At 62.0% G+C, this 21274-nt stretch carries 14 protein-coding genes; 5 read left to right on the top strand and 9 right to left on the bottom strand.

The window, feature by feature from the left end; genetic code table 11:
* Window positions 1-155: 155 nt before the first annotated feature.
* The 4 genes from accC to ACFMO7_RS04910 form a co-directional block, all read right to left on the bottom strand.
* Window positions 156-1505 carry an acetyl-CoA carboxylase biotin carboxylase subunit gene (accC, locus tag ACFMO7_RS04925; protein ID WP_376794399.1) on the bottom strand — a complete coding sequence of 450 codons (1350 nt, stop codon included), beginning with the start codon at window positions 1503-1505 and terminating at the stop codon, window positions 156-158.
* Window positions 1506-1896: 391 nt separating this feature from the next.
* Entirely contained in the window at window positions 1897-4215 is a 2319-nt protein-coding gene (locus ACFMO7_RS04920) for a tetratricopeptide repeat protein (RefSeq protein WP_376794398.1), read from the bottom strand.
* 213 nt (window positions 4216-4428) lie between these two features.
* Window positions 4429-5343 (bottom strand): 16S rRNA (adenine(1518)-N(6)/adenine(1519)-N(6))-dimethyltransferase RsmA, encoded by a 915-nt coding sequence (gene rsmA / locus ACFMO7_RS04915; protein WP_376794397.1) that lies wholly within the window; start codon window positions 5341-5343, stop codon window positions 4429-4431.
* A gap of 12 nt (window positions 5344-5355) precedes the next feature.
* Window positions 5356-6126 (bottom strand): hypothetical protein, encoded by a 771-nt coding sequence (locus ACFMO7_RS04910; protein ID WP_376794396.1) that lies wholly within the window; start codon window positions 6124-6126, stop codon window positions 5356-5358.
* Between the two features lie 264 nt (window positions 6127-6390).
* Here ACFMO7_RS04910 and ACFMO7_RS04905 point away from each other — a divergent pair, with 264 nt between their 5' ends.
* Window positions 6391-8772 carry a transglycosylase domain-containing protein gene (locus ACFMO7_RS04905; RefSeq protein WP_376794395.1) on the top strand — a complete coding sequence of 794 codons (2382 nt, stop codon included), beginning with the start codon at window positions 6391-6393 and terminating at the stop codon, window positions 8770-8772.
* 238 nt (window positions 8773-9010) lie between these two features.
* Window positions 9011-9607, top strand: a complete 597-nt coding sequence (locus ACFMO7_RS04900; RefSeq protein WP_376794394.1) for a hypothetical protein — start codon at window positions 9011-9013, stop codon at window positions 9605-9607.
* Between the two features lie 59 nt (window positions 9608-9666).
* Here the strand turns inward: ACFMO7_RS04900 and ACFMO7_RS04895 are convergent, their stop codons facing one another.
* Complete coding sequence (locus ACFMO7_RS04895) at window positions 9667-11817, bottom strand: protein kinase (RefSeq protein WP_376794393.1); 2151 nt, start codon at window positions 11815-11817, stop codon at window positions 9667-9669.
* A gap of 68 nt (window positions 11818-11885) precedes the next feature.
* On the opposite strand from ACFMO7_RS04895, the gene ACFMO7_RS04890 reads away from it, so the two are divergent.
* Window positions 11886-12650: an MBL fold metallo-hydrolase gene (locus ACFMO7_RS04890; protein ID WP_376794392.1), complete on the top strand. Its 765-nt coding sequence runs from the start codon at window positions 11886-11888 to the stop codon at window positions 12648-12650.
* An 11-nt stretch (window positions 12651-12661) separates the two neighbouring features.
* Here the strand turns inward: ACFMO7_RS04890 and ACFMO7_RS04885 are convergent, their stop codons facing one another.
* Window positions 12662-16054 carry a glycosyltransferase gene (locus ACFMO7_RS04885; RefSeq protein ID WP_376794391.1) on the bottom strand — a complete coding sequence of 1131 codons (3393 nt, stop codon included), beginning with the start codon at window positions 16052-16054 and terminating at the stop codon, window positions 12662-12664.
* Window positions 16055-16089: 35 nt separating this feature from the next.
* Complete coding sequence (locus ACFMO7_RS04880; protein WP_376794390.1) at window positions 16090-16893, bottom strand: glycosyltransferase family 2 protein; 804 nt, start codon at window positions 16891-16893, stop codon at window positions 16090-16092.
* Window positions 16894-17261: 368 nt separating this feature from the next.
* Here ACFMO7_RS04880 and ACFMO7_RS04875 point away from each other — a divergent pair, with 368 nt between their 5' ends.
* Both ACFMO7_RS04875 and ACFMO7_RS04870 read left to right on the top strand, forming a co-directional pair.
* Entirely contained in the window at window positions 17262-18173 is a 912-nt protein-coding gene (locus tag ACFMO7_RS04875; protein WP_376794389.1) for a DUF488 family protein, read from the top strand.
* Between the two features lie 101 nt (window positions 18174-18274).
* Entirely contained in the window at window positions 18275-19147 is an 873-nt protein-coding gene (locus tag ACFMO7_RS04870) for a hypothetical protein (RefSeq protein ID WP_376794388.1), read from the top strand.
* 47 nt (window positions 19148-19194) lie between these two features.
* On the opposite strand, the gene ACFMO7_RS04865 is transcribed toward ACFMO7_RS04870, so the two are convergent.
* Together ACFMO7_RS04865 and tgt are read right to left on the bottom strand one after the other, a co-directional pair.
* The gene (locus ACFMO7_RS04865) at window positions 19195-20013 is read right to left on the bottom strand and encodes a biotin/lipoate A/B protein ligase family protein (protein ID WP_376794387.1); all 819 of its coding nucleotides are present in this window, start codon (window positions 20011-20013) and stop codon (window positions 19195-19197) included.
* A 29-nt stretch (window positions 20014-20042) separates the two neighbouring features.
* Window positions 20043-21239: a tRNA guanosine(34) transglycosylase Tgt gene (gene tgt, locus ACFMO7_RS04860; RefSeq protein WP_376794419.1), complete on the bottom strand. Its 1197-nt coding sequence runs from the start codon at window positions 21237-21239 to the stop codon at window positions 20043-20045.
* Window positions 21240-21274: the final 35 nt, after the last annotated feature.

Here is a 21274-nt window from a genome sequence, read left to right as displayed (position 1 = left end):
ACTGACTGGCTGGCTGGCTCTCTACCTGCCTGCTGAGCAGGCGAGAGAGATGCGCCGCGGAGACTGGCCGGACAGCAGAAAGCGGGCGCGGAGCGGCAAGGAGAGGCCCGCTGAGAACCCAGCGAGGACCCGGTGCGAACCCAGTGCGAACCCGGTCAGATGCCAAGTGAGGCAGCCTCCTCCTGGAGGAACCGGGTGTAGGCTTCTCCGCGGATAAAGATCTGATGCCTGAGCAGACGCTTGTGGAAAGGGATCGTCGTGGGCAGGCCCTCGATGACAAACTCATCGAGCGCGCGCTGCATGCGCGCAATGGCGGCCTCGCGATCCTCAGCCCACACGATCAGCTTGGCCAGCAACGAGTCGTAGTGCGGAGGAACCGAGTAGCCGGCGTAGAGATGGCTATCGACGCGCACGCCAGGACCGCCGGGCGGCAGGTATTTCTCCACCACCCCGGTTTGCGGGCGGAAATCGGCCTCCGCGTCCTCCGCCGTGATCCGGCACTCGATGGCGTGACCGCGGAACTGGATATCCTCCTGTCTCAGGTGCAGCGGCTCGCCGGCGGCGATGCGGATCTGCTCCTTGACAAGGTCGACGCTGGTCACCATTTCTGTGACCGGGTGCTCGACCTGCAAGCGCGTGTTCATCTCCATGAAATAGTAGCGGTTCTGCTCGTCGAGCAGAAACTCCAGAGTGCCGGCATTGGTATAGCCGATCTGCTGCACGGCCCGAATGGCTTTCATCCCGATCTCTTGTCGTAGCTCGGGAGAAAGCAGCGGGCTGGGCGATTCCTCAAGAACCTTCTGGTTGCGACGCTGGCATGAGCAGTTGCGCTCACCCAGGTGAACGCCGTTGCCGTGGTGGTCGACCAGTACCTGGATCTCGATGTGCCGTGCACGCGGCAGGTAGCGCTCCAGATAGAGGCCGTCGTCGCGGAAGGCCTCGCGCACCTCGTTCTGAGCCAGGGTGAAAACGCGCTCGAATTCGTCGGGGCTGTTGACCAGGCGGATGCCGCGTCCTCCTCCGCCAGCAGCAGCCTTGAGCATCAATGGAAAGCCAATCTCGCGCGCAGCCTCTCGCGCCTCCCCGAGAGTTCGCAGGACGCGCGTGCCCGGTAGCATCGGCAGTCCGGCGGCAGCCATCGCCTCGCGAGCCGAGACCTTATCGCCCATGATCGCCATCGCCGTGGCGGAAGGACCGATAAAAGTCAGATTCACATCTGCACAGATCTGGGCAAAGCTGGGATTCTCTGAGAGGAAACCATAGCCGGGATGAATAGCTTCGGCCCCGGAGATAAGAGCAGCACTGATGATATTTGGAATATTAAGATAACTTTTGCCGCTTGGTCCCGGTCCTATGCAGATGCGCTCATCTGCCATGCGTACCGGCAGCGAATCGCGATCGGCTTCTGAATGGGCAATGATCGTACGAATACCCATCTCGCGACAGGCGCGAATAACCCGTAGGGCGATTTCGCCTCGGTTAGCAATCAGGATCTTTCGAAACATGGCCCTCGATCGAGCAGGGCAAACGCAGGGGACCTGCGCCGTCCTTTCTCTGGCGGTGATTCCCTGCTTGACATGGCAGGGGCAATTTACGGGTTATTATACCATGCCCGCCCGACAGCGACCAGTGGGACAGCAGCCGACTTCTCTCTTGCTCGTCTGATCGCCTGAGGAGGATAACGGTCCAGTTTCTGCTCTCCTACTTGTCTGCTGATGACGGCCACTTTGGGCCCGACCAGCTCTGGCCTCAGAAGCTATCTCGGGCCTGAAAGCATTGTCAAGGGGAAAGCAAGCAGACAGAAAAGAAAAGGAAAGGCCGGCTGGATTGGGACCGACAGCGGTGGACGGAGGAGATCCACGGCTCAGGGGGGCGGCGGGTAGGGCGGGACCTCGCTCAGAAGGGCCGCGAGGAGGGCCGTGACCCCGCCGTGGCCTGCTCACGCAAACGCGCGGCCTCTGCTTCGGCCTGACGCGCGTCGTGCTTACGTCGCAGCTTTTTAAGGACCTCGGCCTTGCGTTCCCAGTGGTCGGGGTCGTCGGGCGCGATTTGGATGGCCCGCTCGGCGGCCTCCAGGGCCTCTTCGTAACGGCCCAGCTCCTGACAGAGCAGCGCTTTGTTGTGCCAGGCTGAGGCAAGCTGAGGATCGCAGCGCAGGGCCTCATCATAGGCTTCGAGGGCCTGGCGATGGTAGCCGAGGCGGAAGAGCGTATTCCCCTTCCCGTTCCAACACAGGGGCATGTTGCGGTTCAGTATCAGGGCCTGCTCGTAGGCGCGCAGGGCTTCGGGGTAGCGTCCCAGGGCGTAGAGAGCAGCCGCTTTACCTTGCCAGGCCTGGGCGTGGTTGGCGTCAAGGGCCAGGGCACGATTGTAGCTTTCCAGGGCGGCCGCATGGTTGCCTTGCTCGCTCAGGATCGCGCCGCGCCGTACCCAGGCTTTGACATAGCCCGGATCGTATTTGAGGGCCTCGTTTAACATATCCAGCGCCTGGCGTAGGCGGTGCTGACCGTAGTAGATCTGGGCGATGCCATACCAGGCAGGGGCGTAATGAGGGTCGAGGGCGCGCGCTCTCTCAAAGGCTCCCAGGGCCTCCGAAGGGCGCTGAAGGTCGTAAAGCGCCGCTCCCTTGCCAGCCCAGGCGGGAACAAGGTCGGTCTGGAGCCTGGTCGCCTCCTCGAAGGCGTCAAGAGCCTGGCGCACCTGACCTAGCTCATGGAGAACCTGCCCCCGGCCACACCAGGCCAGGGCCTGCCTGTTATCGTAGCGCAGGGCCTGGTCAAAAGCCTCCAGAGCCTCCTCCAGGCGTCCCCGCCGATTGAGCAGCAGCCCCTTGTTGTACCAGGCGCGCGCCATGCTCGGATCGTAGCGTAGGGCGGTCTCAAAGGCGGCCAGCGCCTCTGCCTCCCGATGCAGACCTGAGAGCGCGGCCCCTTTTCCGTTCCAGGCGGTGGCATTGCGCGTATCGAGCTGGAGCGCTCGCTCGAAGGCCTGAAGGGCCTCCTGATAGCGATGAAGGGCGTTGAGTGCCGTGCCCTTGCCAATCCAGGAGGTGACCAACGTGGGGTCCAGCTTGAGCGCCTTGTTAAACGACTCGAGCGCTTCGCGATGCTGGGCCCGAGCCCCGTAGGTGAGGCCACGCCCCTGCCAGGCGAGGGCCTGCGAGGCGTCGCGGGCAAGCAGGCGATCATAGACTTCGAGGGCCTCTGTCAGGCGACCTTGCGTGCGTAGCCGCCGGGCCTGTTCGATCAGACGACCGGCATCGGAGGCTCCCTGTGCCGTGCCCGATGCAGACGGTTGGCGACATTCGCGTAGTACCTCTAGGACTTCCTGGGTGCTGGCCGGGCGCTTCTCCGGATCCATTTCCAGCATGCGCTGCAGAAGGGCCTCCAGGGCGCGGGGAACGGCGGGATTCAGCTCGGAGGCGGGCCGGAAAAAGAACGGCTGGTCTGAAGGATCAACACCGGTGAGCAGGTGGTGTAGCACGGCCCCCAGGCTATAGATATCCGAGCGAGGGGTCGATTGGGCCTTGCCGTACTGCTCCGGGGCCGCGTAGCCGGGGGAGCCAAGCGCCGTGGTGTCGCGGGACTGGCCCGGCTTAAAGAGCCGTGCGATGCCGAAGTCGATCAGGTAAAGGCGCCCGCCGCTATCGATCATCACGTTAGAGGGCTTGAGATCGCGGAAGACGATCGGTGGCTGGTGGCTGTGCAGGTAGCCGAGCACGTCGCAGAGCTGCTCGGCCCAGCTCAGCACCTGTTCCACTGCCAGCGGATTGCCACCCTGGCGGGCCAGATATTCCTCCAGCGACTCGCCCTCGATAAAGTCCATGACCAGGTAGGAACGATCATTTTCGGTAAAGTGATCGTAGATGCGTGGCAGGTTGGGGTGGCGCAACTCGGCCAGCAGGTTCGCCTCGCGTTCGAAAGCCTGCTCCGCCTCCTGAACGCGGGCCGGCGTCAGGCCGGCTTTGCTCATCTCCTTGACGGCGACCGGACGATTGTTGAGGCGTGTATCGGCGGCCTTGTAAACGGCTCCCATCCCTCCCTGGCCGACAAGTCTCAGCAGCTGATAGCGCCCGGCTAACAGCGTCTGCTCTGTAAGGGTGCCAGTGGTATGCTGGAACGGCAAGGCAGCGGCGCAGTGCTGACAGAAGCGCGCCGTTGGAGGATTGGCCATGCCGCAGCGGTCACAAAAGACTTCCTGCTCCTGCGTTGTCATAAAAAAACTCGTCACTCAGGCTCGAACTGCAGCGGTCCCAACCGGCGGGCGGGCCATCGCATCGCACTCTTCACCCATCCTATATCATAGCACAGTTAGCCAGGTTGCCAGCGGACGGTCTCCGGCAGGGCCATCGCCCTGAGAACAGGACCCTGGACCTTGCCGCCTGCTCGCGGTTCTTGAGCTGGCCAGTCTCGCATCTTGCTGCTCAGCTTACTTTTGGTCCGAGGGCTCCGGAGGGTGGAGACTCGGGGTCGACTTTGGCTCCTGGCTGTTGAGCGCCGCGGATGGCAAGCTACGCCAGAGCTGCAGCCACTCGTCGAGGCTGAGCGTTTCGGCGCGCCGCTGTGGGGCGATACCAGCCTTCCTCAGCCAGGCATCGACAGTCTCGGCGGACAAACCCAGCCCGCGCGCCAGGGTGTTGTGCAGCTGCTTGCGTCGCTCCGCAAAGCCGGCCTGGACCAGGCGGAAGAAAACTGCCCGTTCGGCGGGCGTCAGGGCTGCCCGTGGCTGAACCCGGATCCGCACAATCGCCGAATCCACGCGCGGCGGTGGGTAGAAGGCCCGCGCCGGTACCCGGGCGATGAGCTGCGGACGCCCAAAGAACTGGACGCTCACGCCCAGCAGGCTCAGGTCGCCGGGAGCGGCTACGATGCGCTGGGCAACCTCGTACTGAATCATTACAACGATGAGCTGCGGGGGAAGCTCGCTCTCCAGGAAATGGCGGAAGGTTGGAGCCGTGATGTAGTAAGGTAGGTTGGCTACCAGCTTGTAGGGCTGCTGGCCAAAGAGGGCGCCTGGATCAACCGTCAGGAGGTTCTGGGCCACCACCTCGATATTCCCGAAGGGCGCAGTGGTTTCGGCGAGCAGGCGCAACATGGAGCGCTCCAGCTCCACTGCGACCACTCGGCCTGCACGGCGGGCCAGCTCGCGTGTTAGAACGCCGGTGCCTGCTCCTACCTCGAGCACCAGGTCTGTTGGCTCCAGCTCTGCCGCCGCCACGATGCGCGCCAGCACCCCCCGGTCCACCAGAAAATGCTGCCCGAACGACTTCAATGGACGCATGCCATGCTGCTGGAGCAGCGCACGGAGAGTGTGAGGGTTTGTCAGATCCAGCTCTGTGGCCATCGTTGAGTGCCCTTACCTCCCGCTCAGGTTGGAGCTTCCCCGCACTAGCAGCCAGACGATCGCACCGCCGATGGCCAGCGGGAGTAGACAGAGCAGACCCGCCACGATCACAGCAATGATGAGGCCGATCGTGGCGCCGAGCAGGCCAACGATCAGCGCGATGAGGCCGCCGACCAGTCCTACGACGAGGCCTACACCTCCTAGCAACAGCCCAAGGAGCAGTCCTCCAACCCAGGGCACTAGCTTGAATAAGAGGACCAGCAGCGCCAGCCCGAGCACGATCCAGATGAGGTGATGACCCCGCTGCGGCTGAGGTCGCGCCCACCAGGGAGGCTCTGACCAGACCGGTGGAGGGACGGTTCGCCAGGACTGACCTGGACCGAAGCCCGCTGGCTGAGATGCCTCCGCGCCAGAGGACCTCCCTCCCCGCCCGGCGGCCTGCACCGAGGCCGCCGTTGACCCGCTCTCGTCTGTCCCCTTCGGCCAGGTGGCAGCGTCCGACGACCCGGAAACCGCCCGGGCCGACTCTTCCTCTTCGCGATGCGGATAGTCCTGCGCCGGGTAGCCGCGCCGATAGCTGTAGTCATGCAGCGGCTCTGCGTAGTGCCCGGGCGGCTCCTGGTGGAGCCAGTGACTCCGGTCACGCCCGCGCTTCCGATTCAGCAGATTCCCGAACGAAGAACGCCGGCGGTTGCCTTCTCCCTCTGACCAGGTGCCTCCCTGCCAGTCGGCTTGTTTTGGAGCAGGCTGCTGCCCTTGCTTATCTTGCTCTTGCTGCTGCATAGCTCTCGCTCCTTGCTGCCCTCACTCGCTCACTCGTTGCTGGCTCTGGCCCCTTTTTCCCTGACTCTGACCACGACGATACAAAGCTCCTGCGAGGAACGATCTATTACCATAGGATACGCAAAGGGTCTATGGGGGTTGCAGAGTGGTCTTGAATTACCTATCATGATACGCGAAAACACATCGATCGTTCTATAGATCGAAGAGGGCGTTGGTGGTTTGGCCACCACCACATCTGCTCGCAAGCGAGAAGAGGAAGAGAGCATGGATCACCACGAGAGTCAACGCGCAGGGGGACCTGAGCGCAGCGCTGCGCTCGGTCCGCGGGTCCCGGGCCTGCAGCTACCGGCTCGCCGCCTCTCCGGAGCCAGAGGACACCTTCCCGCTCTAGCTGCCCGCTCTGCTCCGAGCGGCGGTAGTGGAGGGTCTCCGCTGCGCCGCTGGCGCGCCAATCGTATTCTCCTGCGTAAGCGCTGGCGACGACGCTTCTACCCCCGCCACGCTTCGCGCTGGGCTATCATCCTTCTCGTGGCCGCGCTGCTCGGTATCGCCCTCTTTTCGAGTAGCGCCGGCGCCGTTTACGCCTATTACGAATCTCAGTTGCCTCTCCTACGAAATATTGCTAATAATAACGCGCTCTTTCAGACGACGCGCATCTATGACCGCAACGGCACGCTGCTCTACGAGTTGTTTGATCACAGCGCCAACCGTGGTCATCGCACTTATGTCAGCTATACTGATATCTCGCCGCTGTTGATCAACGCCACTGTGGCCGCCGAGGATCATACCTTCTGGGAGAATTCGGGGGTCGATCTGCAGGGCATCCTGCGGGCCGTTTTCTCGAATCTGCAGAGCCAGAGCGTCGTTCAGGGCGGAAGCACGATTACCCAGCAGCTCATTAAGAACGAGTTGTTCAGCAACCAGCCGCGCACGCTGGCGGTCAAAGCCGAAGAGGCTGTGCTGGCCTATGGCCTGACGCAGCAGTATCCCAAGTGGAAAATCATGGAGATGTATCTCAACACGGTCTACTATGGCGACCTCAACTACGGCGCCGAGGCCGCGGCCGAGAACTACTTCAATCTGCAGCCGAAGTGTACGGCGACGCGCTGCAAGCCAGCGGTGGCTCAACTGGATCTGGCGCAGGCCTCGCTGCTGGCTGGCCTCCCGCAAAGTCCTTCCTACTACGATCCGACGCTCAATAAGCCGGCGGCGCTGGCACGCCAGAAGGTGGTTTTGCAGTCGATGGTGGAGCTGGGGATGATCACCCCCCAACAGGCGGCGGCGGCAGAGGCTGAAAGCCAAAAGTTTGTCTTTAAGCCCTACAGCCAGACCCATCATATTCAGGCCCCCCACTTTGTGCAGTATGTGATCGATCAACTGACCACCCTGCTCGGCAGTCAGAATCTGCTCAATGGGGGCTACAATGTCTATACGACCCTCGATCTGACCCTGGAGAAGAAGGTGGAGCAGATCGTACATGATCACCTCTATACGGTCGAGTACGACTCTTATCTGGGACAGTATCAGGGACCGCTCTATAAGACAAATAATGTCAATAATGCCGCTGTAGTGGTGATGAGTCCAACCACGGGCGAGATTCTGGCAATGGATGGCAGCGCCGATTTCAATAACCAGAGTCCGAAGGTCCAGGGCCAGTATAATTCGGCTCTCGCTCTGCGCCAGCCCGGCTCGGCCTTTAAGCCCATCGTCTATGCCACCGCCTTCGAGATGGGCTGGTACCCGGCCATGATCGTCCCGGATCATCGCACGATCTATCCGGTGAAAGATGCAAATTCGCCTTCCGGCTACTATACGCCCAACAACTACGATGAGAAGTTCCACACGACCTTCCCGATGACGATTCGCAACGCCATCGCGAACTCGTTCAACATTCCGGCGGTGACGACGGTCGAGTACGTTGGCTTCGATAACGTCCTCAACATGGCCAAGCGCCTGGGCATTACCTCGATCGACAGCGCCGATTTGCAAGCCTGCCGCAAGAATTACAATGCGCCGAAGGCGACGCCAGAGCAGTGCTTCTTCCCCTCTATCGCTCTGGGAACGGCGGAGGTCTCGCTGCTGGAGCTGACTGGGGCCTATGCGACCTTCGCCAATCAGGGGGTGCGTGTCCCGCCGGTCTCCATCCTCGAGATTACCGATAGCCTGGGTCATCCTCTCTATCGCTACGATGCCGCCCACCCACATGGGGTGCGAGCCTTGGGAGCCGATGTCTCCTTCCTGATCAGCAGCATTCTCTCGGATAAGGCTTCCCGCTACCACGAGTTTGGCCCGGGTAACCCTCTGGAACTGGCCGATCGCCCGGCTGCCGCCAAAACTGGCACGACTCAGACGTTTCGCGACAACTGGACCGTCGGCTATACGCCTTATCTGGCTGTCGGCGTCTGGGCTGGCAATAGCGACAACAGCGCGATGAACAATGTCATCGGTATTACGGGTGCCGGCCCCATCTGGCACGATGTGATGGAGTATGCTTCCCAGCGCTATCACTATCCGGCCGAGGACTTTATCCGGCCTGCCAACGTGCACCTGGGCACGGTCTCTGCTCTGACTGGCCTCTTGCCTCGCGCAGGCGATCCGACGGTGACCGACTGGTTTATTGACGGTACTCTGCCTACGACCTCCTGAGCTACGACCAACAGGCAGGTCTTCGCTATCCCTCGCCGGTCCCAGCACCAGCCCAGCCTGGCGGCACTGCTTGCTCTCTGATCCTCTGCCCGGCACCGAGAGCAGTGCCGCCGCCTTCCTTCTTTCCTGTTCTTCTCCCTTTCCTGACGGCTCTCTCCCTCGCTCCGTGATATCATAAGAAGAGCAGAGAAGGGTACTGGATGTTGCAACATGGCTTATTGTGGAGGTTTCTCTTTCAATGGGTAACGAATCCGGGCAGGAAGCGAACAAAAAGGGTCCGCAGCAGCCGCAGCCGTCAGTCGCTCATAACAATAATGCCGGTGCGGCTGCCTCCTCCTCGCCGGCTTCTGCCGCCGAGGAGAGGGAACTCAACGAGGCGCTAGAGAGTGGCTTTCGTCCTCTGACACGCATGGAGCGTCGCCAGCTCTGGCTCAGGGAGTACGGTGAGCAGGATGTGGCGCTTCAGATGTGGATCCAGCTTGTAGAGCAGCACGATCTCGAAATTGAGATGATGCTTCAGATGCACGGCCTGCTCATTTTCGGGGTGATGGTAAGTACGGCGCACTATGCTCAGTTCTATATCGATCTCAATGAAGAAACGCATCGTGAGCACGATCCCGATACTGCCGATGCGCTGCGCAGGTACTATACGGCCCTGGTGCCGCCGTCCGATCAGCCGGAGTATGGGCCGGAGGGCTTACCGATTGTCTACCACTACATCCACATGCGCGATGTGACGATCCTCAGCGGGGGGCACAAGTTCAAGGTCCCCTATTGGCGGGGCAAGGCTTCGCGTGTCGACGCTTTTGTGGTTGGGGCTACCGTCGGCGATTAGTGGCTGCCATGGGGCATCTGGCCGGGCCAGCGGCCTCGCCAATTGTGCTTTGGCTCTCGCTACCGCTGGTATCTTTTCCTCCCCTGGCTCTGGCTGGTCCTGCTCTGCCCCTGCCGGATGAGCGGAGAGAAGAGAGCCGGGCTGTCCTGCCGCCAGCTGACCTCCCAGACGTAGACGCTTCCGTCCTGGCCGCCGCAGGCAAGGTAGCGTCCATCAGGGGACCAGGCGAGGGAGTAGAGGATGCCTTGCTGGCTGTTGTAGGCGAAGAGCTGTTGCCCGTCAATGGCCTGCCAGCAATGCACGAGGCCATCGCGCCCGCCAGAGACGAGTAGCGAGCCTCGGGGGCGCCAGCTAAGGGTGTAGACTGGTCCCTTGTGCTGGCGATAGCTGCTCTGGGCCTTTCCGTGATGGCTCTCCCAGATTTCGACGCAGCCGCCGGCCTTGCCGGCAGCGATGTAGCGTCCATCGCGCGACCAGGCGAGGTCATCGATGCGCCGCCGCTGGCCGGAGCAGTTGATCTGCTTCCGTGAAAAGAGCCAGGAGGTCAGCAAGCTGCGCCCTTTGCCCACTGGGCGCGGCCAGATGCGCAGGATGCTGTCGCTGCCGCCCGAGGCGAGGCGCTGCCCGTCCGGCGCCCAGGCAACAACCTTGACGCTGCTGTGATGAGCCTGATAGACGTTCTTCTCCGAGGGGCTGGCTGCAGCCCAGACGTGAACAGTGCCGTCATCGCTGGCCGAGGCCAGCAATTGACCATCGGGTGCCCAGGCCACGCTGTAGACGTAGGAGGTGTGGCCCTGGTAGCGTGCGAGTTCAACGCCCGTGCTCAGGCTCCAAAGGCGCACGCTGCCATCGCGTCCCGCCGAGGCGAGGCGCTGCCCGTCCGGCGCCCAGGCCAGACCGTAGACGGGGCCGCGATGTCCCTCGCAGCGCTGCAGCCGCTGCCCGCTGAGCGCTTCCCAAATCTGGATGCTGCCGTCGGCCCCGCTGGAGGCCAGCAGCTGCCCGTCAGGCGACCAGGCCAGGGCGTAGATGCTGCTGTTACGCTGATGACCTTTGTAAAGGCAGCGCACGATCAGCGGCGCCGCGGAGGAGGACGTGACGACGCTCGCCCCGCTGCTGGCCGAGGCCGCTGGGCTGGGGGCGGACCGACTGCGGGAAGCTCCCCGGCCGCCCTGGGGAGCGGGATACTGGAGGTGCTGGGAGGCCAGGCCCTCTAGCTCGCTTTTGACCTCCTGGACGCTGGCCGGGCGTCGGCTGACTTCGGTCTGTACCATCCGCATCACCAGCTCCTCTAGCCGGCGATGGACGGCATCCTGCTGCGGAAAGGGGGTGAAGGTAAAGGGAGAGAGCGAGGGATCCTGGCCGGTGACAAGCTGATGCAGCGTGGCCCCCAGGGCATAGATGTCGGTCTGCGGCGTCGACTGAGCCTTGCCGTACTGCTCGGGGGCGGCATAGCCGGCAGAGCCGAGGGCCGTCGTGTCCTTGCTCTGACCAGGTTTGAAAAGGCGTGCGATCCCGAAGTCGATCAAATAGAGGTGCCCGTCGCCGGTCAGCATGATGTTGGCTGGCTTGAGATCGCGAAAGATGATCGGCGGCTGACGACTGTGCAGGTAACCCAGGACGTTGCAAAGCTGGATGCCCAGGCGCAAGACCTCGGCCAGGGGAAGCTGCCCGTTGGGCATCCGGCTCAGGCGCTCCTCCAGGGTCTCCCCTTCGATAAAGTCCATCACCAGGTACCAGCGCCCGTTTTCGCAAAAGTGATCGTAGATGCGCGGTAGATTCGGATGCATCAATCTTGCCAGGAGAAGAGCCTCTTGCTGGAAAGCGCTGGTGGCTTCCTGTAGCTCCCGGGGACTCAGATGCTGCTGCTGACTCATCTCCTTGATGGCTACTACCCGGTTGGCCAGGAGCAGGTCGGTCGCCCGATAGACGGCACCGAAGCCGCCCTTGCCGACCTGGGTGTCGATGCGGTAGCGCCCCCGGAGCGGGGTGTTGGAGGGCGGCAGGCCAGTGGTAGGGGGCGCGCTCGGTGTCGAAGGCGTGGAGGGCGCTGTCCGGACAGGGTTGGGCGCTGATGCAGATTGAGCCTGAGCGCCATTCTGCAGTGGGCGACCACAGGTGGAGCAGAAACGGGCCTGGGGACGATTAGCGGCTCCGCATATGTCACAATAAAGAAGGAAGGAACCCTGCATTGCTTGCTGGTCCTGCATGCTACCAATGATCTTCCTGCATGATAGCATCTAGAACGTTCGTCTGTCAAGAAGAGGGATGACCACCAATGAGCTATCTCATGCTGCTTGGCACCGGTACCTGCCAGATCGAGCTGGAGCGCCGCGCCTCCAGCGTTCTCCTCAATCTAGCGGGCTTGCCCATTCTCTTTGATTGCGGGCGGGGCATCTGCCAGCGCCTGCTTGAAGTGGGCCTTCACCCCAATGCCCTGGAGCACATCGTTATCTCTCATTTCCATCCCGACCATGTCTCTGACCTTATTCCCCTCATGCATGCCGGAGCCTGGTCGCGGCGGCAACCTCGCAAACAGGACCTCCATCTCTACGGACCACCCGGCCTGCAGCGCCTCGTCGACGGTCTCATGCGTCTCTTTAGTCCCCATAGCTTCCGCCAGCCCCACTACCAGATCCTGGTCCACGAGATCGCTGAGGAGACCTTCCAGGTCGGACCTTACCGCTTCGATTTCATAGAGCTGCCGCCCGCGGGCAATCACGGTCTCCGCTTCACCTGGCAGGGACAGCGCTATGCTGTCACGGGCGACTCCTCCTTTCACGAGCAGGAGCGTCTCTTCCTGCAAGGCTGCGACCTGGCTGTCATCGATTCCGGGCACCTCAGCGACGACGAAATTGTCCAACTGGCCGCGGCCACCCAGGTCAGGACGCTTGTTTGCTCGCATCTCTACCGCGAGCTGGACGCGGCCCGCCTGCAGGAGCAGGCCCGCGCCGAAGGCTATCGTGGCAGCCTCCTCGTCGGGCGTGACCTCATGACCTTTGTCTTGCCCGACGAGGAAGGCTGCGAGCCAGCAGGCGAGTGATAGGCCCTCGCTCAGTCGTTAGGACAGAGGCGGTGAGCGGTCAGGAGTTCGGGAGGAATCGGACGGTCCGGCAGCGGCGGGCGCCCGCGATGGTGATAAAGGTGCATGCCGCTGCGCGGATCGACCAGCACCAGGGCAAACTGACGCAGCAAGGGACTGCCCGGCGGCAAGGCCCGCGCCACACGATCGCCTGGGAGGCGAGGATTAAGCACGATCCAATCGACGCTAGCCGCAGGATCGCGCAGGGCCTGCTGCCAAAGGCGGCCCGAACCATCGTAGATCACGTTGCGGAAGTTGATGCCGGCTTCCGAAACATCGAAATTGGTGGGAGAGACATCCTCGAGGATCAGACCACCGTTGTAATGCTTGGCCAGGTAGATGCTGACCGGATGCGTCCCAGTGCAAGAGTTCCCGTAGAGGCCGTCCTGAAGGGTCACGATGCCGGTGGCAGCAATGAAGCAAGCCTGGCCACAAATCGCCGCCGCGCAGGCCAGGCGCCCCAGAAGATGGAGGCGTCCGCGCAACAGACGCAGCCCGCTGCTCATCAGCGTTGCCAGCAGCAGGGCTGCCGGCACCACAACCGCCGCGCCGTGCCGGTCGTTATACAGGCGCCCTGGGTCGTGGCCCGGCCCGATCTCGGGCAGCAAGATCAGCGCCTGGCCGCTGTAGATCGAGAGTATGTAAAAGCCGAGCGGGGCCATAAAGGCGATCAGGGCCAGCGTCTCCGGCTTCAACTGGTGGCGCAGCAGAAAGAAGACAAAGGCAAGTAACGAGAGAAAGAGCAGGAATGGCCCGAAGGTCTTCACCGAGAGCAGCAGGTAAGTCAGCAGAGAAAGGCTAACGTTGTGGTAGGTGTAAAAGCGGCCGGCCCGCGCGAAGCTAGAGAGCAGCATCTCAGAGGAGAAAGGGCCATGCAAGAAAAAGAAGGTGTCGCCAAAGATGATACGGTTCCAGGCCAGCCAGAGAGCGATGCCGAATCCTCCCAGGAGGGCGAAGACCAGCATGTAGGCCCAGGTCTCAGCAAAGGAGCGTCGTTTAAGCAGGCTGGTCAGGCCAACCAACAGTAGCAGGCAGACAAAGAAGGACCAGCCTTCGTAGCGCGAGAGCGTTGCCAGGAAAGTGCTGGCCGCAGCCAATACCAGGTAGCGCGGGCGATTCTCCTGGGCCCAGCTCAAGAAGTAGTAGCCGGCGACTGTCATCATGCAGATCAAGGTCAGCTCGGTGAGCGGCGTTGACTGCAGGTAAAGGATATTGGGGTTGAGCATAAAGACCAGAGAGCAGAGGAAGGCGGCCCAGCGGTCGCGCGTCAGACGCAAGCCACCGCGGTAGAGGTAGAGAGAGGCGACGACGTAGCAGATCATGGAGACAAAGCTGCCCGCCAGCCCCGAGTGCCAGAGAAAATCGTTCCAGACAAAGGGGAGCATCAGGACGTGGGGCAACGGCAACCATACGCCGCCGAGTTGGGCCAGGCCAGGAGTGGCGCTATCGAAGACGCTGCGCGCAATGCGTAGGTGGGCGTAGGCATCGCCGTAGAGGAGGATTTCCTGATGCAGAAAGAAGTAGAGACAGGCCGAGACGCTGCTCAGGCAGGCGCAGAGCAGGGTCACCAGGGCGCCCAGATCGTGGGGCTGCGATCGCTTGATGCGCGGCAAGGGGCGAATGGTCGTCTCTGGCGTCAGCACCAGGCGCAGTGGCCTGAAAGGCAGATGAGCGCCTGGCCGAATAGGGGTCAGGCCAACCTCGATCTCGCCCGGTCCGCGCGCTGGAGTGATGGGAACACCCGACGTCGTGAGGGCCTCAGGAGCTTTCTGCTGTTTGAGCAGATGGAAACCGTGAAGCGTCTTTTGCCAGTAGTGGGGACGGATGAGTAGTTCGGCGAGGGCCAGGTAGGCGGCCAGGCTATCCAATAGCCAGCAGAAGGGCATCAGCAAAGCCCAGGGCACGAGCCTATAGTAGCGGCGCTGGAGCAGGGCCAGCAGGTTGAGGTAGAGATGAAAGAAATTTCCGAAGATCAGACAGAAGGCGCCCGCGTAGAGAATGGGGCCGGGGAAGAGCAGGTGGTAGAAGGATTGATAGCGGCCACCGGTGCAGACGTAGAAGATGGAGAGTGCCCAAACGAGGGGATTCAGAAGCAGGCTGGCGGCGCTGGCACCGACCACCAGTTGCACGCTGCAGAATTCGCGCAGGCGCCGCTCGCGCAGATAGAGCAGCGGGTGGCGCATGTAGACCAGGTACGTCTGCATATAGCCCTTAATCCAGCGTGAGCGCTGGCGGAGCCAGTTGCTGAGGCGAGAATTGGCCTCCTCGTAGGTGGTCGAATCGAGAATCACGGTCCTGAAGCCGTGCTGGAAGAGGCGCAGCCCCAGGTCGCAGTCCTCGGTGACATTGAAGGCATCCCACCCGCCGACAGCGCGCAGCACCGAGACGCGGAAATGGTTCGAGGTGCCACCGAGCGGCAGCGGGAGACCGAGCCGCTGCAGGCCCGGCAGCACCAGATCGAACCAGAGGGAATACTCAGCGGTAAAGAGGCGAGTCAGGATATTTTGGGCGGGATTATAGCAGTTCAGGCGTGCCTGCACGCAGGCCAGCGAGTGATCGTGCTGGGCAAAGGTCAGCACGGCCTTCTTCAACTGGAGAGGATCGGGGATATCCTCTGCGTCGTAGATGACCAGATAGTCGCCGCGGGCGTGCAGTAGACCGTAGTTGCAGGCGCGTGCCTTGGTGCGGGGATAGCCCCGCGGCACAACAAGGACCCGAAAATGGGCGGGCAGGGCCAGCTGCTTGAGGGCAGCGCGCGTCTCGACATCATCTTCCTCTGTCAAGAGCAGGATTTCCAGACGATCGCGAGGGTAGTCCAGAGCACGCAGGGCGGCCACCATCTGGCCCACGACGGCAGCCTCGCGGTAGAGCGGACAGAGGATAGTATAGCGCGGCCAGTCGGCGTTATTGAGGGCGCTGATCAGGTGGTCATCGATGCGCTCGTCGCCGCTGGCCGCGGCGGGGGCCAGCAGATGGGTCCCCAGAATAGCGAACTGCAGCAGCAGATGGGCGACGTAGAGCAGGGTGATCAGGGCCGTGGCCACAACGAGCAGTCCTGGCCCTTGCCAGACCAACGCTCCGCCCCAGGCCAGCAAGAGGCCGCTGAGAAGCACAAGCTGCGCGCGGCTGAAGGTGCGCAGGGCCGCATGCTCGGGGTGGAATGGTGCAAAGACGGTCACCTCCTTGCCATGAATCAGGATCGGACGACAGGCCGCACGCTGGTATTCGGCAAGCTCGCGGCTGTTGCTGCGCGTCGTGCCGGGACCAACGTTGCCCTCTAGCCAGCGCCGATAGCGCGCCACGCGGTTACGAAAGTGCAGCTCGCTTAGTTCGGGAGATTCCTTTGTTAGAAGACCGGACGCCATTACTCCTCTCCTCCACACTCCTCCAGTGATACTGCTCAAATACATCCATGCTCTTCTTGATAGCAGCGACCGCTGTAGTTGCTCAGCTCAGAGAGCGCTTCCCACCACAGGGCAAGCTTGCGCCACAGCGACGGCCTGGCCGGCTTGCTTGCTCTCTCTGCGCCGATGGCGATCTCGGTGTAGACGTAGCCAGCGCGCACGAATTTATAGAGCATTTCGGCGTTGATCAGGGGACCTTGCACCTCCAGCTTCAGAGTTGGCTGCCGGAAAAATTCGGCGCGGTAGAGCTTGAAGGGGCAGTAGAGATCACGTACACGCAGGCCCAGCGTGAAAGAGAGCAGCCAGCGCCAGAGCAGCGCGGTCAGCCGCTGCCAGCCCTGACGCTGGCGGAAGCCGAGCACGGCATCGTAATCGCTCAGAAGCGCAAAGCTGCGCTTGAGAAGGTCCACATTGAGGCCGGGTTGAGCCTCCGTGAGGAGGACGAACTCTTTGCTGACCAGACCCAAAGCCCGAACCAGGGCCTGGCCATAGGCGCAGCCCGCGGGCTGGTGTAGGACAATCAGGCGCGGTTCCTCCGCGGCAAGACGTGTGAGCAGTATGCCTGTGCGATCGTGGCTTCCACGATCAACAGCAAGAATCTCCAGGTCTGTGGCCCAGTCTTCCAGGCCGCTCAACAGCGAACGCACAACCTGCTCGATGCTGGCCTCCTCGTTCTGGACCAGGAGCACGATCGAGAGGCTGCGTGGAACAGCGACGGCGTCGGCGTTGGACAGGGCTGACGCCCTGGCCGGTGCCTCCGTATCCTTGGAATCGCTTTGTGCCAGGGACGAAATGCTCATTGCGCTAGATATCCTTTCTCTAGATATGTGGCTACAGGTGCTATTACCGCCTTTCTTCACACCGTAGAAGAAAGCTCTCCTTGCCTTTCTTATGCTATTATGAGGATGAGCAACTTAACATGTATTTGAATGAAAAACGTTTATAATCTGAGTTGTGCTGAACGATTGCTTTGTTTCCGGTACGGATGGTTGAATAAATATTCTGGATGAAGTAGAATAAAGATCGTGGGAAGATGAGCCTGGAGGGTGATCGGGGTGCGCTGGCCTGGCCGGCGTCCCTGGGACTCTTGCCGCCAGGGTGTCGCTGAGTGGTCGCCTTTTCGTCTTAGTAGCTGGAAGATGCTGAGACGAGAGGAAGATTCCGACCCATGACCATAGTCTATCGCCAACGGCTGGTCTTAGCCCTGGCTGAGCTGGCCGGAGAAGAGCTGGAAGAGGAGACGGCTCTGCTGCTGATCATGCTCTTCTGTCTCCATGCTCAGCGCGAGCGGGGCCAGGCTCCTTATCAATTCGTCGTCTGGGGCGAGCAGGTGCGCAGCTTTGTGCTTGAGCATGACCTGCAGACACTGCGTCTGCGGCGCTGGCTGACGCCACCGCCGCGAGTGGCGCTGCTCCCACCCGCTGGCCAGACCTCTTTCCTGGCTCAGCTCCGCCAGCAGGATCGCCGCCGGCTGGCGCGGGTCTGGGAGGAAGGTCAGCGCCTGGCTGCTGATCGACGCCGGACCTGGCGGAGACTTAGCCGCCAGCTCGCGGCCCTCTCTCTGCCCGAGACGGCCCCGGCTCAGTCGCAGGAAGCTGCCTGTCTCTTCACTGTGGGCTACGAGGGGCTGAGCCTGGACGCCTACCTGGCTCTTTTGCTGGCTCATGAGGTGCGCGCTCTGGTCGACGTGCGGCGCAATCCGTTTTCGCGCAAGTTCGGCTTTGCCAGGGCACGTCTGGCCCAGGCCCTCTACGAGGTAGGGATTGCCTATCTCCATTTGCCGGCCCTGGGAGTGCCCTCTGAGTTGCGACGGGACCTGGAGAGCGAGGAAGCCTATCGCGCGCTCTTTGCTCGTTACGCTAACGACCTGCTTCCGCAGGCGGCCGAGAGTGTCAAGCGGCTGGCTGCGCTCGTCGCTGAGAAGAGACGGGTGGCCCTGACCTGTTTTGAGGCCGATCCCGGCCACTGCCATCGTGCTGTGCTGGCCGCGTATCTGTGCGAGCAAGGTTATATCGATGCCCCTGTTGTTCATCTGGCAAGCAAGGCTGCCTCTCATCAACTCCTGCAGGCCCCTGGATAGTCACAGCCGACAGACCCCCCGCTGCTCCTGTCGGAGCGCTGACGGCTGGCTGGCTCTGGCCTGAAGAGGGAGAAAGTCAGCCCTCGCTCAAGAAGGAGGCCATGATGTATCTGCCCGAGACACTTCCCGATGCTCGTGTCTTGATCGCTGTCAAAGCCTATCCTCTTCCCTCCAATAGGTACGAAGAGCTGGTTTGTACGGCGGGGGTGCTTGAAAATGGAAAATGGCTACGAATTTATCCCATCCCTTTCCGGAATCTTCCTTATGATCAGCAATACCGTAAATTCGAATGGATTCGTCTCGATCTTGTCAGAAATGCCAAAGATTTTCGGCCAGAGAGCTATCGGCCCCGCCTGGGGCTGGATGAACGGATCGCGCTCGATGGCCATATACCGGCCAGCGCCGAGGGCTGGGAAGAGCGAAAGAGCTATGTGCTTCGGGAAGTCTTCGATTCGATGTCAGAAGTGATTGGCCTGGCCAAAGGCCCTCAGCAACGTTCGCTGGCTGTCCTCAAGCCCTGTGAAATCGTCGACTTCACAATCGAGCCAACAAGTCGCCGCTGGAAAAAGAAGTGGGATGATTTTTACCTGCAGAATAATCTGTTTGAGATAGATGCCGCTGGAGAGGCAAAGAAAAGGATACCTATCAAGAAGCTTCCTTACAAGTACTCCTACGTCTTTCTAAGCGCAGGTGATAGCAGGCCGCATAAACTCCTGATAGAAGATTGGGAGCTTGGGGCCCTGTACTGGAACTGCCTGGCGAGGGCCAATGGCGATGAAGCGGAGGCCAATCGTCTGGTCCGTCGCAGGTACCTGGAAGAGTTTTGCGCGGCGCGAGATATCTATCTTTTTTTAGGGACGACCCGCCGGTACCATAGGATAAGCCCGAATCCATTTATTATTATTGGCGTGTTCTACCCGCCAAAGATCTCTCGAGTTCATAAGAGCGCTCCTGTCCAGCTCAGCCTTTTCTGATGCTGCTGAAGGGCGGGGCAGAAGCTGCTTGGATTGGCGGAAGCTGCTCAGACCAGCGTCAGGCGGTCCTTGCGCCAATCAAGCTTACTGTACTTCTCGGCCACGAGCTGCTCGGCCAGCTCCAGCTCTGAGCGGCTCAGCTCTGCCGGCACAAACTCCCGTTCCAGCGCCTGACTGAAGCCCTGGCGAAAAGCCTCTGCCACTTCCTCCCAGGTCGCGGTGGGCGCGAAAGCGTGCAGCGGCTGAGTCTTCTGGCGGTAGAGGGACAGGGCCTCAGCTCGTGCGGCCTCATCGGGGAAGCGCAGCAGAGCGTAGAACTCCGCTGCCCGATCATCGAGCGGCAGCGAGCCTTGCTGCAGCAGGGCATCCTCGCGCCAGACCTGGGCGCTGCCCACCAGCTTATAGCCGCCGCTGGTCAGGTCGGCCTGGGTCGACGAGGCAAAGCAGGCTGCCGAAGGATGCTTATGCACGCGCCCATCGCTGATCTCCGCCTGCACTCCCAGCAGGGCCAGGGCTGCCAGCAGGCCGCGGGCCAGATAGCTATAGGCGGCCACCACGCCAGAGGGTGCCCCGTAGCGTCGGCTCGTCACAATACTATAGGTGAACTCGTCGCGGTGGTAGACGGCGCGCCCTCCCGTCGGGCGGCGCACCAGGGCCACAGCGCGCTCCTGGCAGCGATCGCTAAGAATCTCGCGCTCCACGTTCTGGAAGCGGCCCAGCGAGATCGCCGGCTGTGACCAGCGGAAAACGCGCAGCGTAGGCGGCACCTCGCCGCGCAGGTGGTGTAGCAGGATCGCCTCATCGATCGCCATATTCAGGGCTGCGTCGTGTATCCCAGTATTGAGAAAACGAAAGGTCTCGGCCATAAACTCTGATCCTTCTCTCCCTGGCAGGCTCAGGACGACGTCGCGCGCGCGGCCGCCCGTGCCAGCCACTTTGCCCGTTGTTCCTCGCGGGCTGTCTCCGAGGCCGGCACATAGCTGGATAGGAAAGCGTCGCGGAAAGCCGGGAAGGTCCCTGCCAGAATCGCCGCCCGCGCCTCGGCGGCCAGGCGCAGCATGAAGCGCAGATTGTGGATGCTCCCCAGGCGATAGTAGAGCTGCTCCTCCGCGCGAGCCAGGTGATGCAGGTAGGCGGCGCTATAATGCTGACAGGTATAGCAATCGCAGCCCTCCTCGAGCGGACCATGCTCGTCGCGGAAGCGGGCGCGCTTAATATTGACTCGCCCGGTGCGGGTGAAGAGACCCCCGTGGCGGGCCACGCGCGTTGGCAGCACGCAATCGAAGAGATCCATACCCAGATCGATCCCCATGATCAGGTCCTCTGGCGAACCCACGCCCAGTAAATGGCGTGGCTTTTCGCGCGGCAGAGCTGGGGTGGTTGCTCGCAGCAGCTCCCACATCAGGGCCTTGGGTTCGCCGACCGACAGCCCTCCGATCGAGAGGCCAAAGAAGGGCAAGGAACCGACAAAGCGGGCGCTCTCCTGGCGCAGCCCGGCATCGAAGGCTCCCTGCACGATGCCGAAGAGGGCCTGGGGGCGCTGGGGACGGTGTGGATGTTTTTGGAAAGCCTCCAAGGCCCGCAGTGCCCAGCGGTGGGTACGCTCCATAGCGAGGCGGGCCTCCTGGGGTGTACAGGGGTAGCCGCTGCAAATATCCAGGGGCAGCACAAAATCGGCGCCCAGTTCGGCCTCGATCTCCAGGCAGCGCTCGGGAGTCAGCAAGTGCAGCGAGCCATCTAGATGCGACTTGAAGGTTACCCCTTCCTCGCTCAGTCTGCGCAGGTGGCCCAGACTGAAGACCTGGAAGCCACCGCTGTCGGTCAGCATCGGACCGGGCCAGCGCATAAAATGGTGGAGGCCCCCGAAGCTGTCGATCAGCTGCGAGCCGGGGCGCAGCATCAGATGGTAGGTATTGGCGAGAATAATCTGCGCGCCGGCGGCCTGTACCTCCTCGGGCGTCAGGCACTTCACTGTGGCCTGGGTGCCAACGGGCATAAACATTGGGGTCTGAATCGTCCCGTGAGGCGTCTGCAGCGTACAGGCGCGGGCCCAGGTGGGGGCCGATGGCACCGGAGGATACTCAACGTCGATCGTAAAGGCAAAGGCGCCAGAACGTGCCGCGAGTG

This window comes from Thermogemmatispora sp. (genome assembly GCF_042408735.1).
Classification (GTDB): domain Bacteria; phylum Chloroflexota; class Ktedonobacteria; order Ktedonobacterales; family Ktedonobacteraceae; genus Thermogemmatispora.
Note: the sequence above shows the minus strand (reverse complement) of the source record. Positions and strands in the feature narration are given on the sequence as shown.